26 protein-coding genes are annotated in these 20,326 nt (G+C 52.6%); 20 read left to right on the forward strand and 6 right to left on the reverse strand.

Going from position 1 to position 20,326, the window contains the following annotated elements; translation table 11 throughout:
- The first annotated feature begins 41 nt into the window (after positions 1 to 41).
- Positions 42 to 332, forward strand: coding sequence for a SemiSWEET family sugar transporter (locus MCP_RS08470; protein ID WP_012900427.1), 291 nt, complete (start codon positions 42 to 44; stop codon positions 330 to 332).
- A 22-nt stretch (positions 333 to 354) separates the two neighbouring features.
- Here the strand turns inward: MCP_RS08470 and MCP_RS08475 are convergent, their stop codons facing one another.
- A complete protein-coding gene (locus MCP_RS08475; RefSeq protein WP_158301474.1) occupies positions 355 to 1,956 on the reverse strand; it encodes a PAS domain-containing protein in 1,602 nt (533 codons plus the stop codon).
- A gap of 180 nt (positions 1,957 to 2,136) precedes the next feature.
- The gene (locus MCP_RS08480) at positions 2,137 to 3,804 is read right to left on the reverse strand and encodes a glutamate synthase-related protein (protein WP_012900429.1); all 1,668 of its coding nucleotides are present in this window, start codon (positions 3,802 to 3,804) and stop codon (positions 2,137 to 2,139) included.
- Between the two features lie 187 nt (positions 3,805 to 3,991).
- On the opposite strand from MCP_RS08480, the gene MCP_RS08485 reads away from it, so the two are divergent.
- Positions 3,992 to 4,330, forward strand: coding sequence for a hypothetical protein (locus tag MCP_RS08485; protein WP_012900430.1), 339 nt, complete (start codon positions 3,992 to 3,994; stop codon positions 4,328 to 4,330).
- Positions 4,331 to 4,339: 9 nt separating this feature from the next.
- Here the strand turns inward: MCP_RS08485 and MCP_RS08490 are convergent, their stop codons facing one another.
- The gene (locus MCP_RS08490) at positions 4,340 to 4,873 is read right to left on the reverse strand and encodes a hypothetical protein (RefSeq protein WP_128860001.1); all 534 of its coding nucleotides are present in this window, start codon (positions 4,871 to 4,873) and stop codon (positions 4,340 to 4,342) included.
- Between the two features lie 279 nt (positions 4,874 to 5,152).
- Between MCP_RS08490 and MCP_RS08495 the strand changes: the two genes are divergently transcribed.
- Complete coding sequence (locus tag MCP_RS08495) at positions 5,153 to 5,536, forward strand: HEAT repeat domain-containing protein (protein WP_012900432.1); 384 nt, start codon at positions 5,153 to 5,155, stop codon at positions 5,534 to 5,536.
- Positions 5,537 to 5,826: 290 nt separating this feature from the next.
- Complete coding sequence (locus MCP_RS08500) at positions 5,827 to 6,267, forward strand: 30S ribosomal protein S6e (RefSeq protein WP_012900433.1); 441 nt, start codon at positions 5,827 to 5,829, stop codon at positions 6,265 to 6,267.
- A 7-nt stretch (positions 6,268 to 6,274) separates the two neighbouring features.
- Here the strand turns inward: MCP_RS08500 and MCP_RS08505 are convergent, their stop codons facing one another.
- A complete protein-coding gene (locus tag MCP_RS08505) occupies positions 6,275 to 6,583 on the reverse strand; it encodes a hypothetical protein (RefSeq protein WP_012900434.1) in 309 nt (102 codons plus the stop codon).
- Between the two features lie 208 nt (positions 6,584 to 6,791).
- Here MCP_RS08505 and MCP_RS08510 point away from each other — a divergent pair, with 208 nt between their 5' ends.
- The 15 genes from MCP_RS08510 (at position 6,792) to MCP_RS08580 (ending at position 16,643) form a co-directional block, all read left to right on the forward strand.
- Entirely contained in the window at positions 6,792 to 7,106 is a 315-nt protein-coding gene (locus MCP_RS08510) for a hypothetical protein (protein WP_128860002.1), read from the forward strand.
- A 166-nt stretch (positions 7,107 to 7,272) separates the two neighbouring features.
- The gene (locus tag MCP_RS08515) at positions 7,273 to 7,713 is read left to right on the forward strand and encodes a hypothetical protein (protein WP_012900436.1); all 441 of its coding nucleotides are present in this window, start codon (positions 7,273 to 7,275) and stop codon (positions 7,711 to 7,713) included.
- Positions 7,714 to 7,920: 207 nt separating this feature from the next.
- The gene (locus MCP_RS08520; protein WP_012900437.1) at positions 7,921 to 8,361 is read left to right on the forward strand and encodes a hypothetical protein; all 441 of its coding nucleotides are present in this window, start codon (positions 7,921 to 7,923) and stop codon (positions 8,359 to 8,361) included.
- 225 nt (positions 8,362 to 8,586) lie between these two features.
- Positions 8,587 to 9,030, forward strand: a complete 444-nt coding sequence (locus MCP_RS08525) for a hypothetical protein (RefSeq protein WP_012900438.1) — start codon at positions 8,587 to 8,589, stop codon at positions 9,028 to 9,030.
- 240 nt (positions 9,031 to 9,270) lie between these two features.
- Entirely contained in the window at positions 9,271 to 9,711 is a 441-nt protein-coding gene (locus MCP_RS08530) for a hypothetical protein (protein ID WP_012900439.1), read from the forward strand.
- 150 nt (positions 9,712 to 9,861) lie between these two features.
- Positions 9,862 to 10,242, forward strand: coding sequence for a hypothetical protein (locus tag MCP_RS08535; protein WP_012900440.1), 381 nt, complete (start codon positions 9,862 to 9,864; stop codon positions 10,240 to 10,242).
- A 140-nt stretch (positions 10,243 to 10,382) separates the two neighbouring features.
- Positions 10,383 to 10,760 carry a hypothetical protein gene (locus tag MCP_RS08540; RefSeq protein WP_012900441.1) on the forward strand — a complete coding sequence of 126 codons (378 nt, stop codon included), beginning with the start codon at positions 10,383 to 10,385 and terminating at the stop codon, positions 10,758 to 10,760.
- Positions 10,761 to 10,914: 154 nt separating this feature from the next.
- The gene (locus MCP_RS08545) at positions 10,915 to 11,277 is read left to right on the forward strand and encodes a hypothetical protein (RefSeq protein WP_012900442.1); all 363 of its coding nucleotides are present in this window, start codon (positions 10,915 to 10,917) and stop codon (positions 11,275 to 11,277) included.
- A gap of 187 nt (positions 11,278 to 11,464) precedes the next feature.
- Complete coding sequence (locus MCP_RS08550; RefSeq protein WP_231845041.1) at positions 11,465 to 11,827, forward strand: hypothetical protein; 363 nt, start codon at positions 11,465 to 11,467, stop codon at positions 11,825 to 11,827.
- Between the two features lie 120 nt (positions 11,828 to 11,947).
- Positions 11,948 to 12,313: a hypothetical protein gene (locus MCP_RS08555; protein WP_012900444.1), complete on the forward strand. Its 366-nt coding sequence runs from the start codon at positions 11,948 to 11,950 to the stop codon at positions 12,311 to 12,313.
- Positions 12,314 to 12,514: 201 nt separating this feature from the next.
- Entirely contained in the window at positions 12,515 to 13,558 is a 1,044-nt protein-coding gene (locus MCP_RS08560; RefSeq protein ID WP_193763060.1) for a hypothetical protein, read from the forward strand.
- A 266-nt stretch (positions 13,559 to 13,824) separates the two neighbouring features.
- Positions 13,825 to 14,088, forward strand: coding sequence for a hypothetical protein (locus MCP_RS08565; protein WP_012900446.1), 264 nt, complete (start codon positions 13,825 to 13,827; stop codon positions 14,086 to 14,088).
- Positions 14,089 to 14,304: 216 nt separating this feature from the next.
- Entirely contained in the window at positions 14,305 to 14,772 is a 468-nt protein-coding gene (locus tag MCP_RS08570) for a hypothetical protein (protein WP_128860003.1), read from the forward strand.
- A 427-nt stretch (positions 14,773 to 15,199) separates the two neighbouring features.
- Complete coding sequence (locus tag MCP_RS08575; protein WP_193763061.1) at positions 15,200 to 15,832, forward strand: hypothetical protein; 633 nt, start codon at positions 15,200 to 15,202, stop codon at positions 15,830 to 15,832.
- Between the two features lie 181 nt (positions 15,833 to 16,013).
- The gene (locus tag MCP_RS08580) at positions 16,014 to 16,643 is read left to right on the forward strand and encodes a hypothetical protein (RefSeq protein WP_128860004.1); all 630 of its coding nucleotides are present in this window, start codon (positions 16,014 to 16,016) and stop codon (positions 16,641 to 16,643) included.
- 772 nt (positions 16,644 to 17,415) lie between these two features.
- Here the strand turns inward: MCP_RS08580 and MCP_RS08585 are convergent.
- The gene (locus MCP_RS08585; protein ID WP_128567117.1) at positions 17,416 to 18,474 is read right to left on the reverse strand and encodes a hypothetical protein; all 1,059 of its coding nucleotides are present in this window, start codon (positions 18,472 to 18,474) and stop codon (positions 17,416 to 17,418) included.
- A complete protein-coding gene (locus MCP_RS08590; RefSeq protein ID WP_012900451.1) occupies positions 18,475 to 18,816 on the reverse strand; it encodes a PadR family transcriptional regulator in 342 nt (113 codons plus the stop codon).
- 179 nt (positions 18,817 to 18,995) lie between these two features.
- On the opposite strand from MCP_RS08590, the gene MCP_RS08595 reads away from it, so the two are divergent.
- Complete coding sequence (locus MCP_RS08595) at positions 18,996 to 20,312, forward strand: glycosyltransferase family 39 protein (RefSeq protein ID WP_012900452.1); 1,317 nt, start codon at positions 18,996 to 18,998, stop codon at positions 20,310 to 20,312.
- Positions 20,313 to 20,326 lie beyond the last annotated feature (14 nt).

The following is a 20,326-nucleotide window of genomic DNA, read 5'->3' on the forward strand; positions in this document are numbered from 1 at the left end:
ACCTATTATAGCCGCCTGCTTCTATCAAGCTAGGGCTATTTATGGTCGTCCTCGAGCTAACCGTATTCGGCATCATCGGCAGCATCCTCTTATCGTTCTCGTTTCTGCCCCAGTGCTACAGGCTTTTAAGCACAAAAAGTGCAAAGGACATTTCCATATACTACATGATGGTCCTCGTAGCGGGCTCATTTTGCCTGACCGTCTACGGGTACGGCATCAGGGACCCCATCGTGTTCATCCTGAACCTATACGCGACGCTGGCGAATTGTGAGCTGATGATGTTAAAAGTTTATTATGACAGGAGAAATATGCCCTCTATGCAGGCTAATTAACATTGAGTACGGTATGACTGGCTTATGATGGTGTTTTTTTACATTTACTAATTTCCTTTTCCGCGTTGACGATGGCTTCCTCGGCTCTCTTCCGGGCATCGATATCCCTGACGATGCCCATCAACGAAGTCGTTCCACCGTTTTTTCCCTTGACCGGCACGAGCCACGTTGCTGTCCACAGGCTCCTGGATGGGAACTCGGTAAACTCTTCAAAATAAACCGGCTCGCCCGTCGCCCAAACGTGCCTTTCGCTCGACTCATGCCGCTCGGCTGTTTCAGGGGGGTATAATCCCCTGGCCCGTTTACCGATGAACTCGTGCGGGTCTTCGCCGATGATATCCCTCGCATAATCATTCAAGTAAACGAGCCGCTCGCTCTCGTCGATGATATAGACCATATCGTGGGCCGCTTCCGCCAGTGTCCTGTAGAGCTTTTCGCTTTCCGCCAGCGCGTCCTCGGCCATTTTATGGTTCAGGAAAGATCGCAATATCTGTGCTAATGAATTGATCAGATCCCGCTCCTCGGTCAGAAACGGCCCTTCCGCTTCAGGCGGCCGGTCCTCCAGGTATACTACCTCAATGAGGCCGTCCCGGGCATCGTATGTATGGAAAGACGCGACCTGGCTCCATTCTGTCTTTACAAAATCGGCTGTCTTATACTCATGGCCTTCGAACATGATGCGGGCGGCGGTGACATCGGGATATTGCCAGGCATCGGGCAGCGTTTCCACGATCTCCTGCAGCAGTTCCCGGACCGGCTTTTCCTGCTGGACGATCTCCATGGCCCGGTACATGGCGGTCAATTCTTTGATACGCTCTCCCATGTCGTGCAACAGCTTTTTTCTCTCCTGCTCCGCACGCTTACGGTCGCTAATGTCCTCCATCACGAAAATAAAATATTTAGGCTCCCCCGAAGGCTCCCGGACCAGCGAGACTGTCTGATTTACCCAAACAGGCGTTCCATCCTGCCTGATGTCCCGCTTTTCAATGGAATAAGTATGGATCCTGCCCTGCAACAGCTTATCCTTATATTCGGCCTCCGTTTCTACATCGTACCTGCAGGTGATATCCTGGAACTGTTTACCGATGACCTGCTTACAGTCATAGCCGATGATATCGCAAAATTTACGATTGGCCCGAATGAACCGCCCGTCGAGCCCGACATGCGTAATGCCCACTGCCGCATGCTCAAAGGTCGTCCGGAACCTTTCTTCGCTCTCCAGTAAGGCATCTTCCACTAGCTTCTTATCCATGTAGATCTTTAGCATTTCCGCCAGGGAATTGATCAGGTTCCTTTCCTCTGCCAGGAACGGGCCTTCGGATTCCGGGGGCTTTTCTTCGAGGTAATAGACATCGATGACGCCGTTCTTACCATCGGTCGTAATGAAACTCGCGCTTTGCTTCCACCGGGTCTCCCGGAAATTATTTGTTTTAAATTCCATGCCGTTGAGCACGATACGGGCTGCAGCCGCTTCGGGATACTGCCAGGCCGGCGGAATGATCGATACGACCTCCTGCAGCAGCTCAGGCAGCGTATTCCGCTTCTGAAATACCTTCGCCGTCGTATGGAGGGCAGTCAGCTCTTTTATACGCTCTCCAAGCTGATGTAAGATCGGATCTTTCACTTCGGACTGCGGCATACTCGTGGTACCTCTAAAAAGTAATTATCCAAATGGACATTAATATAATTATCATCCGTTACATGAAAAAATACGTCGGGATATAAGCTCTTAAAATACTAAAAAAATGCTAAATAGAAAAATAAAATAAGGGCAGGCGCCCGTTTACGGGTACCTGATCCGTATTTACTTGATCCTGCTCTTGACAGCGACCGACTGCTTCTTCGTCATCTTGGACTTAACGGCCGAGCCATTCGAAGAACCGTCAAGCAGAATGCGAGTCATCAGGTCGGACTCGATGTCCGAGATCAGGGGGATGCCCGTCACGCGAGTTGCACGCTCGGAGATCGATGCGATGTCGCTCCTGGCGATACAGTCAAGCTTGAACTTGCGCGAGCCGGCCATGAGCTGCTGTAAGCCCACGCCGATGCGGTCGTGCCAGTAGGTGTACAGGCCGATTGCGCCCAGCGGTAGCTTCTTGACATCCTTGCCGAACTTCTCCTCGAGCTCGTTGTAGGCGATCATGAACTTCGCGGGGTCCGAGGTGTAGACTTTCGCAAAGCCCGACGGCAGGTCGTTCTTCTTGGAAAGCTCGTTGAAGTACGTGGCCTTCATGACCGCCGTGATCGGAGCACGGGCCATCGCTATGGCCTTGACCGTGGGGCCGCTGCCCAGGTCGGACATCGCCATGGACTTGAAGATCTGCGTCTCGTTGACGAATCCGCCCGCAAAGGCGATATCCGGGACGTACATGCCGTTCTCCTTCATGATCTTGACGCAGTTCATGACCTGCGCCTGCAGGTATACGGTCGGGGTGGAACAGTCGTTCATCATCGGGACCGGGCTCATGCCCGTGCCGCCGCCTGCACCGTCGATTGTGAGCAGGTCGATGTGGGCCGCCGATGCGCACTTGAGGGTGAAAGCCGTTGTTGCGGGCCTGTACGCGCCGGTCTTAAGGAAGACCTTCTTCGCGCCCTGGTCGCGGAGCCACTCGATATCCTCGACGAAGCCCTTGAACTCGGGGAAGCCGACACGGCTGTGCCTCTCGAAGGTCTTGAACGCGCCGTCCTTGAACGCCTTCTGGACCGCGGGGTCCTCGGGGTCGGGGATGACGATATAGCCTCTCTTCTTGAGCTCCTGCGCCTTCTTGAGGTCGTAGATCCTGACCTCGCCGCCGATCGCCTTGGCGCCCTGGCCCCATTTCCTCTCGATGATGTCTACTTCGAGCTTTGATAATGCATAAACGTCAGTGCCGAGCCTCTGGTCCTCGACGTTGGTCTGGACGACGATGTTGCCGTTCTTGCCGTCCCAGAAGTCCCTGAATCTCTTAACGCGGAAGTCCATGTCCGGGGACTTGGTGACCTTGCCCTTCGTGATGACGGCATCCATGTCCATGCCGCAGACGTTCTCGCCGATGACCTGCATCGAGCCCGAGATCGCCGCGCCGACCGCCAGGCCGTCCCAGTAGTTCTTCGCGACGGCGGTGGAGCCCAGTCCGGCAGTGAATACCGGCACGCTGAGGTGCACGCCGCCGGCCACCGTAGAGATGTCGACGTTCGGGAACGTCGCAACGTCGGAGTTGGGCTCGATCCCCTTCGCGCCCAGGGCCTCGGTCAGGATCTGGAAGTCCGACCAGTCCAGGCCGTAGTCCTTGTTCGACGATGCGGTCGAGTGGCCGAAGGATTCCGTGTCAGGGTACAATACTTCGCGTCCCCTGAGGGCCGACTTGCCGACTTCACATAATATCTTACAGTCTTTTATACAAATAGGGCACATACCGCTAGTCGGATTGACATCCTTCTTGCGGACGGCCGTATCCGTGGTCGATCGAGAATTAGCGTATAGGTCGCTCATAACAGTTTCACCGCCAATAGGCTACACACTTCTTATTCATAAACGTTTCCGTGAAAGTATTTATACTGCGAAAACAATTATTTTTCCGGCACTTGTAACTAAATTATATTTAAAAATATCGCAAAAAAATACATATTTTTGCCTTTTAACAACAAACTATAAAAGTAAGAACTAATAATTTATTCATATGAGCCGGATACCGTCATTTCCCCTATCCTTTTTCATATCATCGATCATGACCTCGACGGACTATGGCACACAGGCCGTACATCTTATTTATGGCCAGGTCGTCGACGAAAAAGGGGATTACGTGAACGGTGCCGACGTGCTCATCGAATCCTCTATGGACCGGCGACATACGGTATCCTCGGGGGACGGAAGCTTCTTTTCAGACATCTATATCGGCGGCGCATTCGACGAGATATATATAAAAGCGCTATATGGCATGAAGTCAGGTGCAGAAAAGATCTGCGCCCATGGGGGCCACATCTCCATCGACATCAGTATAAGGGACACAATGATGTAAAAAAGCCGATCAAACTGGATTAACGTCAATTTTATATATCTTTATGAAGAGCGATCTATCCGATACGATATAATCGGCATAAGCGCCATAACTCCTGAAAAAGCCTTCATTCAAGACTTTGAGCAATCTTGAATGGTTGAACCCGAAATCATGGGTCATTTTAAGAGTATAATGGTCACCATCATCGGAATACTGCACCGTATCCACCAGGTTTGAAACCTTAAAGAGCACCACCAATGCATCGAGGATCTCTACTAAGGAACATTCCCTGAGCGGCTTCTGATAATATACCTCGACGATGAACTCAAGCGGCTTTTTTTCGGCTACATGATCTCTGTACCTGTCAATATTGAGCGTCTCGAGCAATATTTTAAAGCTTTCTCTCTGAATAGCGCATACCGATTTGATGTTCTTTATCTGCAGCCAGAGCTCATCTTCTTCGGATAGACCGGTTATCTGCTTCGAGTCATTATCCAGATTTTCGAGTGCGGCTTCGATGACCTTTTGTTGTGTCTCATATTTCGACATGTGCTTCTTAAGCAACCCATAATGTCTTATTGAGATAGTCGTGGATAACCGATACTTTTTCAATGACTGCCCCCATAACCTAATATATTTTCTATTCTATAAATATTACCGTGCCGTGTGTACGCATGGCATACACACATGATATGTATTGCATGTTGTCAACCTATATCGTTTTATAATTAGATTATTATTTGAAACGGAGTGCCAGGCACTCCGGTCGAAGGCAACACAAAAACAGCTCAACAGCCCCCGGATGCCGAGCTACCGTCAGAGTCTGCGGGAACGGTGATGTAAATGGATATCGACTACTGGCTTGATGAGCTTACTACGGAGAATAAAGAATTACGGCTGGCAGCCATCGAGATGCTGGGCCTCTCCGGCGAAACCGGCGTTACCGGTCATCTTGTGGAGCAGCTTAAGGAAAGGGATGAGGAGATACGCGCAGAGGCTGTTGAAGCGATGGGCGCTCTGAACGATACAATGGCAATAACGTACCTCATGGACGCTATTTCGGACAATAGTTCTCTCGTGAGGACGAGCGCCGCAATTGCCCTCGGGAAGCTGAAAGACTCGCGATCCGTGTACGTGCTTGAGAGAGCGCTCAACGACAAGGACATTGACGTCCGATGGAGGGCGGCAGAGGCGCTCAATGCGATGGGCTGTAATCCCTTGAAGTGATCTCACTATCATACGTGTACTGAGGCCTGACCAGAGTTTACCGCCTCTATACCAGGGATCAGGTCGAAGTATATGGCATGGGCGGCGGGCGAGGCACAGACCGATGAGCTCGCCATAAAAACGCGCTCCAAACCGCAACTTTTATATTATGAGAATACCTGCAATTAAGCCGGAATTTTTGAATTCCGGGCCGGAAGACCCGTAGCCTTCTTATATAAGAAGGACTATAGACGGGAGACGTAAAACTTATAATACTTCATCGGTATTCTAAAGACGCAGGAGAAAAGTGAATGGCAGATTTCAAGCTAGTAGTTTCAGACTCAAAGACAGGAAAAGCGTATAACATCGACATCGCCGGGCCTAAGACCGCGAAGTTCGTCGGCAAGGCTATCGGCACCGAGGTCGACGGCGAAGCCGCAGGCCTTACTGGATATACTCTCGTCATCACGGGCGGCTCGGACAAGGACGGGGTCCCCATGAGGGGAGACCTGCCTGGCCAGGGGCGGAGAAAGGTGCTCGTCTCGGGCGGCATCGGATACCACCCGAAGGAAGAGGGCATGAGGAGGCGCAAGACGCTCCGCGGCAACGAGATCGCCGGCGAGCTCGTCCAGGTAAACGCCATGGTCAAGGAATACGGCCCCAAGCCCATCGAGGAGATCGTCCCGAAGAGCGAGGGCGCGGGCAAGAAGAAGAAAGAAGAGAAGAAGGCCGCGAACGCGGCAAAGAAGTAATTTATTTTTAATGTTGTTGCATGTCCGTCTGGGACTTTCTCCAGGCGGACTCTAACTCCTCGATCTCATCGAAGTGTGATGGCAGCATAACGATGCCGTCGAGTTCCCGGAGGATCTTCATCGTGATCCACTCCAGGTGCCTGCTCACGATACGCTCCCTCATCTCGACGTCCATGCTGTCGTCTATATGCATGTCAATGATGCGTTTTCTCAGGTTACGGCGGACTATGCGCGAGACTTCGTTGATGCTTTCGGCTTTCTTGAACTCATCGGAATCTACGACGATGCGGATCAATTCCGTGTCGCTTGCAGTCATTACCATCCACCTCCCATTTTATCGACATTCAGCCCACTGGATTATCTATATATAATGATTTATCATCAATAAATCGTAATAAACTCTCCGGTCCACTGCTAATCACGTTCGTGACAATGCCGGCAGTATGTAAGTTCATCCACCTCAAACGCCGCTTATGTATTTATTTTCGCATGTCCGACATGAGTATGTGTGAGGAGGGTATTTGTTGAGGAGTATTCACGCTATTTTGATCATGGCCGCCTGCCTGGCCGCCATGATGCCTGCTTCGGCCGGCCTGGCCGGGCTTCAGTTCGGCTTCCCGGTACTGGTCCAGTCAGGGCAGTCCGTATCATATAGTAACGATATTGCCACGATGACGGACCTGGAGTCGATCAATATCGACTTTCCCATGTTCGACGGCCTGATGTCCGGCACGCCATCGGCCGGGGTAATGGATACCGGCCTGGCGATGGGCCCCATGATAACGGACATGAGCGCCATGGGCAGCCTTTTTGACTTCTCACGGTTCAAGCTTCATTAATACTATTCTTTTCTTTTTATATGCTCCATCTATCAGGGGCTAAGCCATATTAACAAACACTATCTGCATAAATACCAAATAAATCGTACAATATTCGTTTTTTTATATACTAATATTTTAATTGAAGCTTACTATAGTTACTATTAACAATTGAGGAGGGTAGTTTATGAGTAAGGTTATGAAAGGACTTCTGCTTGTGCTGGCCATCGCTCTCATCGCGGTGCCTGCATCTGCGAACCTTGTGGCGACCTCGTTCGGTTTCCCGGTGATCGTGCAGAGCGGCACGACCAGCGCCTTCAACCAGGACACTGCGTTCGCATCCGACTTCGAGACACTGGACATCGATTTCCCCGTCTTTACGGATGGTGCAGAGCTCGGCGCTACTGTCGGTACGGCCGCTGTTGACGGCGTCTCTCTGGTCGGCTCAGCCAACGTGCTGCCTTTTGGCCCGGTGAACCTGGCGTTCCCGTCCATTAGCCAGACGGTGGAGCAGACCCAGGAAGTCACGCACACCGACTTCGCGCAGACCAACGAGTTCGCTGAGTTCGCGTATCCGTTCGTCGGCGTTGGCGCAGTCGCGCTGCCCGGATTCGGCTTCGGCTGGTAAACGAAGGTATAATTGCTGAAAATTCGATGGTAGGAGATTTAAGCTCCTGCCGGTCTTTTTTTATTAGTATTGCTTTATAAAGTCCTGGGTGATAACTGCTCATTCCGTGTTTAGACGATTAATAATCAATAATATTTGCTTTTTAATATAATAATATTTTAATCAACGCTTATGATAAGTACTATTAGTAATTGAGGAGGGTAGTTTATGAGTAAGGTTATGAAAGGACTTCTACTTGTGCTGGCCATCGCTCTCATCGCGGTGCCTGCATCTGCGAACCTTGTGGCGACCTCGTTCGGTTTCCCGGTGATCGTGCAGAGCGGCACGACCAGCGCCTTCAACCAGGACACTGCGTTCGCATCCGACTTCGAGACGTTAGATATCGACTTCCCCGTATTCGGGGATGGCTTTGAGCTCGGCGCGACCGCCGGCGTCGTTGCTGCAGACGGCGTGGCACTCACTGGCACTGCTAATGTGCTGCCTTTTGGCCCGGTGAACCTGGCGTTCCCGTCCATTAGCCAGACGGTAGAGCAGACCCAGGAAGTCACGCACACCGACTTCGCGCAGACCAATGAGCAGGCAGAGTTCGCGTATCCGTTCGTCGGAGTAGGGCCTGTCGCGCTGCCCGGATTCGGCTTCGGCTGGTAAACGAAGGAATAAGTAACTAAAACTTTATGGTGGGAGATAAAACTCCTACCAATCCCTTTTTATCATGATCATTTTAGCGATTTATTTTGCCCTATAATAACTTTGGCGATTACGGCTCATGTCCGTGTTTAGACGGTTAATACTCAAAAATATCTGCTACAATTTATAATAATATTTTAATTGAGGCTTGTGATAAGTACTATTAGTAATTGAGGAGGGTAATTTATGAGTAAGGTGATAAAGGGACTTCTGCTTGTGCTAGCCATCGCGATGATCGCGGTGCCCGCATCTGCGAACCTTGTGGCGACCTCGTTCGGTTTCCCGGTGATCGTGCAGAGTGGCACGACCAGCGCCTTCAACCAGGACACTGCGTTCGCGACCGACTTCGAGACGGTGGACATCAATTTCCCGGTCTTCCAGGACGGAACTGTATTTGGGCCGACTGACGGGACTATTGGTACCGTCGATCCTATCGCTCTGGATGGCACGGCCAACGTGCTGCCTTTTGGCCCGGTGAACCTGGCGTTCCCGTCCATTAGCCAGACGGTGGAGCAGACCCAGGAAGTCACGCACACCGACTTCGCGCAGACCAACGAGTTCGCTGAGTTCGCGTATCCGTTCGTCGGTGTCGGCGGATGTGCTCTTCCGGGATTCGGCTTCGGCTGGTAAGGTAGAAGAGTGTCCTACGACTAAGCAGTGGCAGGAGCGAGCCTCCTGCATGACTTTTTTATTTTTTTCTCCGATTATTCTAACGCATGCCGAAAAACAATTCGCATCGTCGGATAAGCCTCAAAACTGGTATCCTCCTGTGTTTATCCGATAAAAATTAAGTAATAATCGCATAATATTATAATAATGGCTAAATCGGTGGTATCGATATCTCCTTTTAGTAATTGAGGAGGGTAGTTTATGAGTAAGGTTATGAAAGGACTGTTACTTTTGCTGGCAATTGCCATGGTAACGATGCCCGTATCTGCGAACCTTGTGGCGACCTCGTTCGGTTTCCCGGTGATCGTGCAGAGCGGCACGACCAGCGCCTTCAACCAGGACACTGCGTTCGCGTCGGACTTCGAGACATTAGACATTAATTTCCCGCCCTTTGTCGGGGACACTGTACTCGGGCCACTGGTCGGAACGGCTGCTGTCGATGGAGTATCTGTGACTGGTACCGCTAATGTGCTGCCTTTTGGCCCGGTGAACCTGGCGTTCCCGTCCATTAGCCAGACGGTCGAGCAGACGCAGGAAGTCACGCACACCGACTTTGCGCAGACCAACGAGCAGGCAGAGTTCGCTTATCCGTTCGTCGGAGTAGGGCCTGTCGCGCTGCCCGGATTCGGCTTCGGCTGGTAAGGTGAGTAGGCAGGAGGACAGACTCCCCTGCCGTATTTTATTTAAAGGCTCAAGTGACTTTTTTTATTTTTTACCCTACGGTTATTCGTGATTTAACCGGCAAATGCTTTAATCGCCACATGTCGTACTGTTGACCGAGGAGGAGGGTATATGAAAAGACTGAGCTGTCTCTTTATACTAATTGCGTTACTCGGGATGGCAGTCCCGTCGGGCGCGGCATTAGCGCCGACATCGTTCGGGTTCCCTACGATGTTCCACAATGCGGGCACGACCGTTTTTAACCAGGCTGTCAGCAACGCCTGGGACCTGGAAAGCCTGGACCTTTCCCCGTTCGGCACCAGCACTTTCGGCTTCCCCGCGGTTAGCCAGAGCGGCGTCCAGGGCCAGGCCATAATGGCGACCGAGTTCGCGCAGACCACTGAGATCACTTCGTTCTCGTATCCCGCCATCACGACCACCGGCATCAACGGCTTTGGCGACTTCAACGGCTTTGGCGGCTTCGGCGACATCGACGGCTTCAACTGGCTTTGACTTTCTATTTTTTTCGCCCGGATTTAAACCGTTAATACCGCTTTTATTTGGTTTTGTACATCGATAGTTTGCTTTTCTTCGAGCCAATTCTTTAGTCAATACATGCCAACATGTTCACTGGTAAAAGGAGGGTGGATATTTTGAAGAAGGCATTATTTGCCATAATGGCTTTATCAGCCATCTTAATAGTCGCGGCTGCCATTTTCGTGCCCGCGAGCGCACAGCTCACGTCCACGTCGTTCGGCTTTCCCGTGATCGTACAGAGCAGCGATACCGTAGCTTTCCAGCAGTATACGGCTGACGCGTTAGACTACGAGGACGTCAGCATAGACTTCCCGGTGGCTGGCTGTGGCCTGCCCTTCGGGGCCGTGAGCCTGGCGTTCCCCAGCATACACCAGACATCGCTGCAGACGCAGTCCATAACGCAGACCAGCTTCGCGCAGACCAGCGAGTTCGCCGAGTTCGCTTACCCGTTCGTCGGAGTGGGCAGCCTCGGGCTCCCGGGCTTCTGCTTCTAGGTGGCGGCGAAGGCCGTCACCGCTTTTTTACCGGCCGCGACCGCACTGCGTTTAATAGTTCACACTTCCTGGTAAGCTGTTTTATTATACACGAATATTTTAGATGACGCTCATAATAGATTCCCAATGGTAGTCAAAGGGGATGGTTAGAACTATGAGAAAAGCAATAGCGGGAGCATTGTTCGTGCTTGCCCTGGCCCTGGCCTCTGGATTATTCCTGGCTTCGCTGGCCACGGCGGCGTCCGGGCAGTTCTCCCCGATGTCTTTCGGCTTTCCGAACGTAGTGCATTCGCTGACGAGTACTTCCTGGGTACGGGATACGGCCGATATGTTCGACTTCGAGGACGCCTCGATCGTACCGACCGGGGGATACTTCCCGGCGATCCATCAGACGTCGATACACACGAGGTCGCTGAGCCATACCGAGTATTCGCATACGTCGGAGTTCACTTCCATCGGGTATCCGTATGTATCAGCGGGGCCCGGCCCGTACGGCGGTTTTGCCTGCGGATACTAGGGGAGCCGAAATAAGAGGGTAATGGGGGGCCGTGGTAGAACGCCATGGTCTCCCCGGCCTTTATTAATAACCGTTAAGACTGCATTTATTTCCATAATAAAGCCAAATTATCGTTAATAATTATACTAATATATTAATCGATGCTTTATGATAGATACACTTAGCAATGAGGAGGGTAGTCATTATCATGAATAAACTGGCAGTGGTACTTATTATTGCGGCGGCCGTCACTCTTCTGGCGCTGCCGGCTTATGCGTCCCTTGTACCCATGTCCTGGGGGTTCCCCACTATGGTCCAGAATAATTCGCTGACCAATTTCGAGAGCAACTTCGCATGGGCCAGCAATAACGAGTTCTCCGACATATCGTTCCCGACGTCGACGTGTTCGGGCTTAAGCGCGTTCAGCGCATTCCCGACGATCACGCAGATGTCGAACTCCGAGCAGCTGGTCTCGCAGGTCAAGTTCTCGAACCAGCAGCAGAGCATGTCGTTCTCATATCCGTGGATCAGCATCGGGTTTTCGCCTGTGCCTTCTATGGGTTTCCTCTGAGCAAGAGGCATCTTTTTTTATTGTATTTTTCACCGTTCACTGGCCGATTATTCGTTATTATAAATGCCAATATATTAATCAAGGGCGGGGATATCCGTTATTGAGAGGAGGGTAGTTCATATGATGAAAAAGTTAGCCTTATTTGTAATTGTCTTACTGGCGGCTGCTACGATCGTAGTGCCGGCTAGCGCTGGACTGGTGCCCATGTCCTGGGGATTCCCCGTGTTGATCCAGAACGCGTCATTGACCGGCCTGCAGTCACAGACGGCCACGGCACACGACATCGAGTCGGCCGCGATCGATTTCGGAGGCGGCGGCTTCGGTGGTAGCATATTCGGGGGGGCGTTCCCGTCCATCGCGCAGTTCGCCGACCAGGGCCAGTCGCTTACCAGCCTGGGTTTCGCCAGCCAGAACCAGAACATGATCTTCGCGTACCCGTTCATAAGCATCGGCGGCTCTCCGATACCGGGCATGGGCTTCTTCTGAGCCCATCCCCGCTCTATTTATTAAGGGGGCGACGGATAAAAGTCCAGGCGACGCCACTTGGTTTTTAAAAACGTACCATCGGGCTGAAATGGCAAAAACCTCGAAAAAAATCCTCTGAAAAGGGTAGAGTTTCGTTTTTATAAACGCTAATATATTTATTATCGTTTCCTTTAGATATGAGTGTCAAGTAGGGGGGATTGTATGAGTATAAGAAAAATAGCCGTACTATCGATGCTGGTCGTTCTGCTCATTGCGTCCAGCGTATCGGCATCGGCTGCAGTTATCGGCGGTGGAGGTATCTCGGCCACCTCAGCGTCCACGTTCGCGGCGACATCTACCGGGTTTAGCTCATTCGGCGGCTTCGGCAGTGGCTTCGGCAGTGGCTTCGGCGCGTTCGGCGGCTTCGGCTTCCCGTTTAACTGTGGCTTTGTACCGTTTGGCGTGGGAGCGTTCCCATTCAACTGGGCGTTAGGCGGAGGATTCGGCCCATTCCCGTTATTCGGGTGGGGCAGGTTCAGTCCGGGATTCTTCGGAACCTGTGGAGGTAGTTTCCCATTCAGCCCGTGCTTCATGGGCGGATGTGGTTTAACCGGGCCTGCAGCGCTGCCCGCTATCGGCGCTAACGCGCCTCTCGGCGGCATTGCGAAGGGCATTGCGAAGGCGTCGGTGGACCAGGGTGTGCCGTTCATTCTCGGCTCGCCTCTGGGAGCTTCGCCGGTGCTGGGCTGGGATGTGTCTTCGTGGGCCTTCGGCCTGCAGAGCTGTGTCAGGAGCCTGCCTCTGTACTTTGGTGCACATGGCTTCGGGTTCCCGTTCACGCTGGGCAACTACAGGATCGGCATGATCCCGTCCTGTGGCCTGCCGTGCGGCATACCGGCTCCCGCATGTCTGCCTGCAGCGCTGCCCGCTATCGGCGCTAACGCGCCTCTCGGCGGCATTGCGAAGGGCATTGCGAAGGCGTCGGTGGACCAGGGTGTGCCGTTCATTCTCGGCTCGCCTCTGGGAGCTTCGCCGGTGCTGGGCTGGGATGTGTCTTCGTGGGCCTTCGGCCTGCAGAGCTGTGTCAGGAGCCTGCCTCTGTACTTTGGTGCACATGGCTTCGGGTTCCCGTTCACGCTGGGCAACTACAGGATCGGCATGATCCCGTCCTGTGGCCTGCCGTGCGGCATACCGGCTCCCGCATGCCTGCCTGCAGCGCTGCCCGCTATCGGCGCTAACGCGCCTCTCGGCGGCATTGCGAAGTAACTGAGCAAAGCGTACGATGGCAAGCGGAAGTAACGTAGAGGGGAACGGAAATTCCCCTATTTTTCTCTTTTTTTTCGCCAAAACTTAAATCGCATGTTTCGTGACCCTTTCGGCAATCAGGAGCTAAATAGCACTCAGGGGCAGTAACACGACGCTATTAGCGCCGTTTTGCTATAATAAGCTGTAGAGCGATTGATTTTCTGCTTTTAACATTCACAAATGGTTTTTAATTCATTCGGTAATGTCACATATGTAGGGGGAATGAGATGGACTATAAGAAAGTAGCCATATTCGTTCTTCTCGTGCTGGCGGTCCTGCTGATCGCGCTGCCTGCTGCAGCCTGGTTCGGCGGGATGGGATTCGGCGGCTTCGGCTTTAGGGGCCTCGGCTTCGGCTTTAGGAGCTTTGGCTTCGGCGGCTTCCCGTTCTGGGGCGGCTTCGGCGGCTTCCCGTTCTGGGGCGGCCTCGGCGGCTGCGGCCTCGGATGGGGCGGCCTGGGCGGCTGTGGCCTGGGTGCCTGCGGCTGGTAAGCTCAAGCGAATATGGGCTGCACGAGAACGATCGTATGATTGCTAGTAGGCGTGGACAACGCCTACTACACTATTTATTTTTCAGCTTAAATTTCCGGGCAGGTGCGCCATTTCTATTATTTTACGCTTGCAGGGCCGAATTATTCGCTTATTGTTTTACTAATATATATTAAATCGATAATGAAATCTGTACATATATCAGAGGAGGGTATATTTATGGAAAAAAGGAGGGTACTGGCGCTTATCGCTGCCGCACTATTCATATTCTTCACGGTAGCCCCGGCAGGCGCCGATTTCATAGGCACGGGAGTCACTTTTGCAAAGGATTTCAGCGACAGCATCAACGTGAACGTGGCCAAGATCGCGGGCCTTGATGATACCGCATTCGCCGGCGTCGGCACGTCTATCGGCGTGAGCTGGGATGTACCGGTGAATATTAACGTTCTCGCAGGGTACCCGTACGGGTACGGCGGCGTAGGGGTCGTGACCACGGGCAATACGGGCTATGCGCTCGGCCTCAATATGGACATGGTCCAGACTTCAGGGTTCGACGGCTCCGACTTCGGAATACCGCTCGCGCAGCAGGGCACCACGTCGACGCACTTTGGCAAACTGTGGGCTGCCGAGAACCAGATCGATAATACTCAGGCGTTCCTTCCCTTCTCGAGCTTCCCGGTATTATAAGGCCGCCGGATTCCTTTTTTTTATTGCCGGGCTGGCGCTCATTTTTTTAGCTTTAGCTTCGCTATTATAATTCCCGTTAGCGCAGATATAACTAGCCTATTATTTTACCCTTTAAGCAAATATGAGGCTATATTTTGCCCTGTTAAAAGTAATTGCCATTTATACAACCCATTTTAAACTATTAGCCATGATTAATACCCAGAATGCGTTAAAGAGCTTCAGAACGGTTACATTTCGTATTTTTATATACTAATTTATTTATCTTGTCTTATTAGACATAAGTGTGCAGTTCGGAGGTGTAGTTATGAAAATGGCAAGAACCCTAAGTGTAGCCATTCTTTGTATAGTGGCTACGTTGTTAGTAGCGGTACCCGCTTACGCACAATTTTGCGGGCCCGCACCCCTGGCCGGTGCCTGCGGGGCGCCTGTGGCATATGGGCCTCCCCAGGATTGTGTAGCACAAGTCTATTGCAACATTCCGGTCACTTCCCAGGTGCCCGTGACCGTGCCCGCAACCTCTGCGGTACAGGTCCCGATCACCGTGCCGGTGGCGGACGTTTGTCCCGTGACGGTCCCGAGGGCAGTCGTAGTGCCCCAGACGATCCCGGTGCCCTTCGTCAGGCCGGCAGTGACCTCGACTACGGTCCCGGTCACGGTGCCCGTCTGCTCGAGCGTGCCCGTAACGTCCATGATCCCGCAGTGCTATACGGTACCGCTGGGATGTGGGGCAGGAATTCCGCCGGCCGTAGGAGCTAACGCTCCGATCGGCGCGAACGCGCCCATCGGCGGCCTCAGCAAGGGCCTCGACAAGGGCCTCGGTGCCAACATGGGCATGGGCCTCGGCAAGGGCATCGGCGGCTACGGCATGGGCATGGGCGGCCTCGGCGGCTTCGGCTCGCCGTATGGAATGGGCGGCCTCGGCGGCTTCGGCTCGCCGTATGGAATGGGTGGAATCGGCGGCTTCGGCTCGCCCTATAGCGGCATGGGCATGGGCGGCCTCGGCGGCTTCGGTGGCATGAACCTCGGCGGCTACGGCGGCCTGGGCTCGATGATGAAATAAGCCCGCAGCATACATGCAAAAATAAAGGTTGGGAAAACTGGCATGTAAGCATAAGCGAACTGGGAAGCAGTGCCTTTCCAGTTCGTTAATATCATTAAAATAACCTTTTTTATCGTTTATTTGGCCGGTTATGTATTTATCGGGCCGGGACTACCTACTCTTAGAGTTGGGTGGGAGTTGTATGGTGAGGTACAACCTGTTCCCCGTTGTGGCCGTTATACTGCTATACTTTAGCTGTCCGTCCGCTCTTGCGGCGGACTCCGGCATCGGGGGTATCGGCCTGTATGGGTTTCCGATGAATATCGTGCCCGTTGGCGCGGGGGCCGCGGCCACTGCCGGCCAGGGCTACACGTATAATAACATAGGCTATGAGCTGCCCGATTTTGCCAGCACTTACGGCTTCACGGCCTTCGAGAGCTCTCCCATACTTACAGGCACCACCGGCTATTTCGGGCCCGACCTGGGCGGCATCGACCTGGGCGTTTCGTTCGGCCTGACCCAGGCCGACCACGACGCCTCAAAGACAGCCTTCTCAAAGGACCTCATGTACCAGGCCGACCTTGAAAATACTTTTATCGCCTTCCCCGGCATCGGCGTCGGCTCGCTCGGTGTCCTGTTCCCCACGATCAGCAATGAAAAGTCCAGCATCAAGTATGCCGAGAGCATTAAGTTCGAGTTCACCACGGAGAGCGATAAGTTCCAGATGGCGGGCTTCGGGTACCCGCTGGGCCTGGGCCTCGGGTATACCTCGGCCACCGTGGCGAGCAGTCCCGGCGCCAGCCTGGTTAACTCGCCATACTACTTCGCCTAACCAGGGCCCATCATTGCGCTCATGCTACAAAGCTCGCTAAGCAAATTAATTCCACGAAGACGTTTTTCGAGCCCGAAGGCCGCGAACTGGCGCAAAGACCGCGAAGATATATTAAAAGAAACTGGTTCTTTTCCGATTGTTGGATGAGGATTTGTTGGTTTTTATTGCCTGCTGTGATTTTAGGTTAAACATTTTGTATCCTTTTCCCTATGCCGTCGTGGAGTGTCCAATACACAGGGCCACGAGGCCACGGAGAACGCACGGAGTTTTTCTTTTAGATGGGAGACACTGAGGGGACGGAGACGTGTTTATACTTAACTGAGAGACAGAGTTGAAAAAGGCTCGGGCGACGATAAACCATTTTTCACTTTAACGTTGTTTATTCGTCAACCGTATCTCGATGATCTCTGTCTCTCAGGAAAATAATAAACCGGGCTCTGTCCCCTCTGAGCCTTGCATATAAAAAAAAGTCTTTGTGAGTCCTCCGTGACTTCGTGGCCCTGTGTATTGGACACTCCAGGAAGGCATAAGTAAAAGCAAAAGAACGTTCATCCAAAAATTGGAGAAGATCCAAAGATAATTAATATTCAAATGGATTAGGCGTTATATCGTAATAAATTTTAAGATAGTCTTCGCGGTCTTTGCGCAAGCTTAGCGGTCTTAGGGCTTGAAAAACGTCTTCGCGGACTTATACATCTTCGCGAGCTTTGCAGCATGGGCGGGATGTTTGTAATTCAACACCGTAAATATAATAAAAAAGCCGTGTGAAAGGTCACACGGCATCGTTATTCTCGGGCTTACCATAGAGCGCGAATCGCATCGCGTCCCATAGCTGTTTTGCCGTAGCGATCAGGCATCCCAGGACTACCATGGCCAGCACGAACTTGATGAGCGTCGTGGGGCCGGCGGACAGAGCGCTGTTGAACGGGAACACGGCCAGTAGCCAGATGAACAGCAGGGCATTACACAGGTTCAGCAACGCCTCCAGCAGGGACGGTATCCACTTTTGCCGGATGGCGAGATACGCCAGCGCCAGAATGATCCCGACGACACCGATGATGTTGAAGTACAGCACGAACGGCGCGAACTTATCGGTCAGCAGCGGTACAAGCGCGGGATTATCGCCGAAGCTCTGGAGGAACGGGACACGGGCCCAGAAGATGTTGAGCAGGACCAGCCAGACCGCCGTTCCGATGATCTTTGCCGCTGTGTTTATGGGCGATGATACGTCGTTCAGGCTTCTTTCGAACGCCTTCAGCCGGGCCTCGTATGGAGTCTTGAGGTTAGTCTCGTAGACGTACATGGCCAGGAATATGGCGGCAATGACTACTATTGCGATAGCAAGCGCGAACACCACTGAAAGTATGATCGACAGCACGTCCTGCGCCGGGCTCGCTCCCGAGATGGACATCTTCAGCGTATCCGGGGATACGAGCTGGAGGATGACGATGACCGCCAGGAACGCGGCCGCTATGCCTGCGAGCGAGAGCAGTGCCTTGCCGAAGTCGTGGCCGAAAACGGTCCTCTTCGTCGGGTACATGGCCGCTATCTTTTTTGCAGGGCCCATCTTACCCAGTACTTCCTTCACGATCCGCTCGTCAACTGCCACTTTACGCTCTGCGGCCAGGGCGTCGGCGCTGTCAAGGATGTGCGTCTTCAGCTCCCGGGCCACGTCGGCCTTCTGCTTTCCGCCCATGCCCTCCGTCGCCTTATCGATATATTCCTTGATCAATAGTTGTTTCTTCAGCTCTTCGGCGACCTCTCCGGGCTGTTTTCCGCCCAGGTCCTTCGCCATATCCTCAATATAATCTTTTGTGTAATCGTCAGACATTCAGTTCGCCCCTTTCATTTCAATTTCAAGCCGGCCTATGGAGTCGCCGATCGACTTCAACGACCCCAGCAGCTTTTCCCGTATCTCTCTGCCATATTCGGTGATCATGTAATATTTCCGCGGCCGGGGGCCTTCCGTGACCCAGCGGCTGCTCAATATGCGCTCGTCCTCGAGGCGTCGGAGGATAGGATAGAGCGTGCCCTCTTCCACGCCCAGCCCGGCGTCCTTGAGGCTCTTGATGATGTCGTAGCCGTAGCGCTCCCTCTCGAGGAGGCACATCACGGCCACCTGCATCACCCCGCGTTTCACTTCGGTCTCGAAGCGTTCGAAGATGTCGCCCATATTATCACTTGCATTGACCTATAATGTGTGACGCAATTAATTGTATCACAAACTATACTGTATCACTCTAAGTATATATAGTGATCGCTCGCAGCTATTAAGGCTGCAGGAGCAGGTTTTAATAATTTATTGCCATAACTTGTTTACCACATCAATTATTTGAGAGAGGATATACGGGCATGAAAGTCGATACGTACCTTGGCATTGGATCATTGAAGCTAAGCCTTGGATTTTTAAACAAGTACAAGCTGGCGATCCTGGCCGTGTTTCTTTTCGCACTGTATTTTTCCAATAATTCTTACGTTATAAGCGGTGATGCCATCCCCACGACCCTGTTGCCCTGGGCCATCCTCGAGGAGCATACGATCGTCCTGGATAATTTTACCGGCTTTATCATCACCCAGTGGGAGAACCATTATTTTGTCGTCCTCAAGCAGGGGCACCTCATATCGTTTTACCCCATCGTAGCGGCCATCCTTGCCCTGCCCTTCTATCTGCCTGCTTACATAATAATTACGCTGTCCGGCAGGCCCGTCGTCGATTTCACCGACTCGTTCATCTTCACGACCGGCTATAGCATGAAGTTCGCCGCCGTGACGATGGCGGTCCTGAGCGTCGTCGTCTTGTACTTATTATTGAAGAGGCTGTTCGATGACAAATGGGCTTACATCCTCGCGATCGTTTATGGGGTCTGCACCAGCACCTGGACGATCAGCAGCCAGTCCCTGTGGCAGCACGGCCCTGCGCAATTGCTCATCATTTGCTGCTACTTTTTCATATTGAGGAACATCGACAGGCCGGGCAACACCAATGTATTAGGCATAGGCGCCATATCCGCCCTCGCCTTCTTTAACCGGCCGACGGACGGCATCCTGCTGATACCCGCTGTTTTCTATGTCCTGAAGGAAAAACGCTGGCTCGCCATTCCCGCATTCCTCATCGCCGGCGCGCCGTTCATGGCCTATAACCAGTATTACTTCGGCTCCGTGCTGGGCGGATACAGTAATGCAGTGGGTACCCATATCTTCTCAGTGATGGCAGCCGCCCCGTTAGCTGTGCAGGCCACCGCCGTACTCACGAATGCTGCATATGTAACGGCGGGGATAGGCGACATAAGCTACATCGGGGATATCATCAAGCGATACATGGATTTTTTCGTGTTACTGCTCACGTTCACGCCGATAGCGCTCCTGGCGATCACGGGCGTTATCAACCTGCTTAAGCAAAAAAAGCTGACAGGCATCCGCCTCGATATACAGATGGCGATACTCCTGTCATTACTGGTATATACGCTGTTCTTCGGGCTGATCAACTTCGGCTCAGGCTGGGGCTATGGGCCGCGGTACTGGTCCGACGCAATGCCCCTGATCATGATATTTATCGGATGGTCGAAGTCCGAAAGCACTTTGTATAAAGCGGCTTTCGCCAGCCTGGCGCTGATATCGTTCGCGATACAGGCTTACGGCGCTTATATCTATCTGCTGATCCCCGCTTAAAGCGCATACTTCGA

Origin of the sequence: Methanocella paludicola SANAE (assembly GCF_000011005.1) — an archaeon.
Lineage (GTDB): Archaea > Halobacteriota > Methanocellia > Methanocellales > Methanocellaceae > Methanocella > Methanocella paludicola.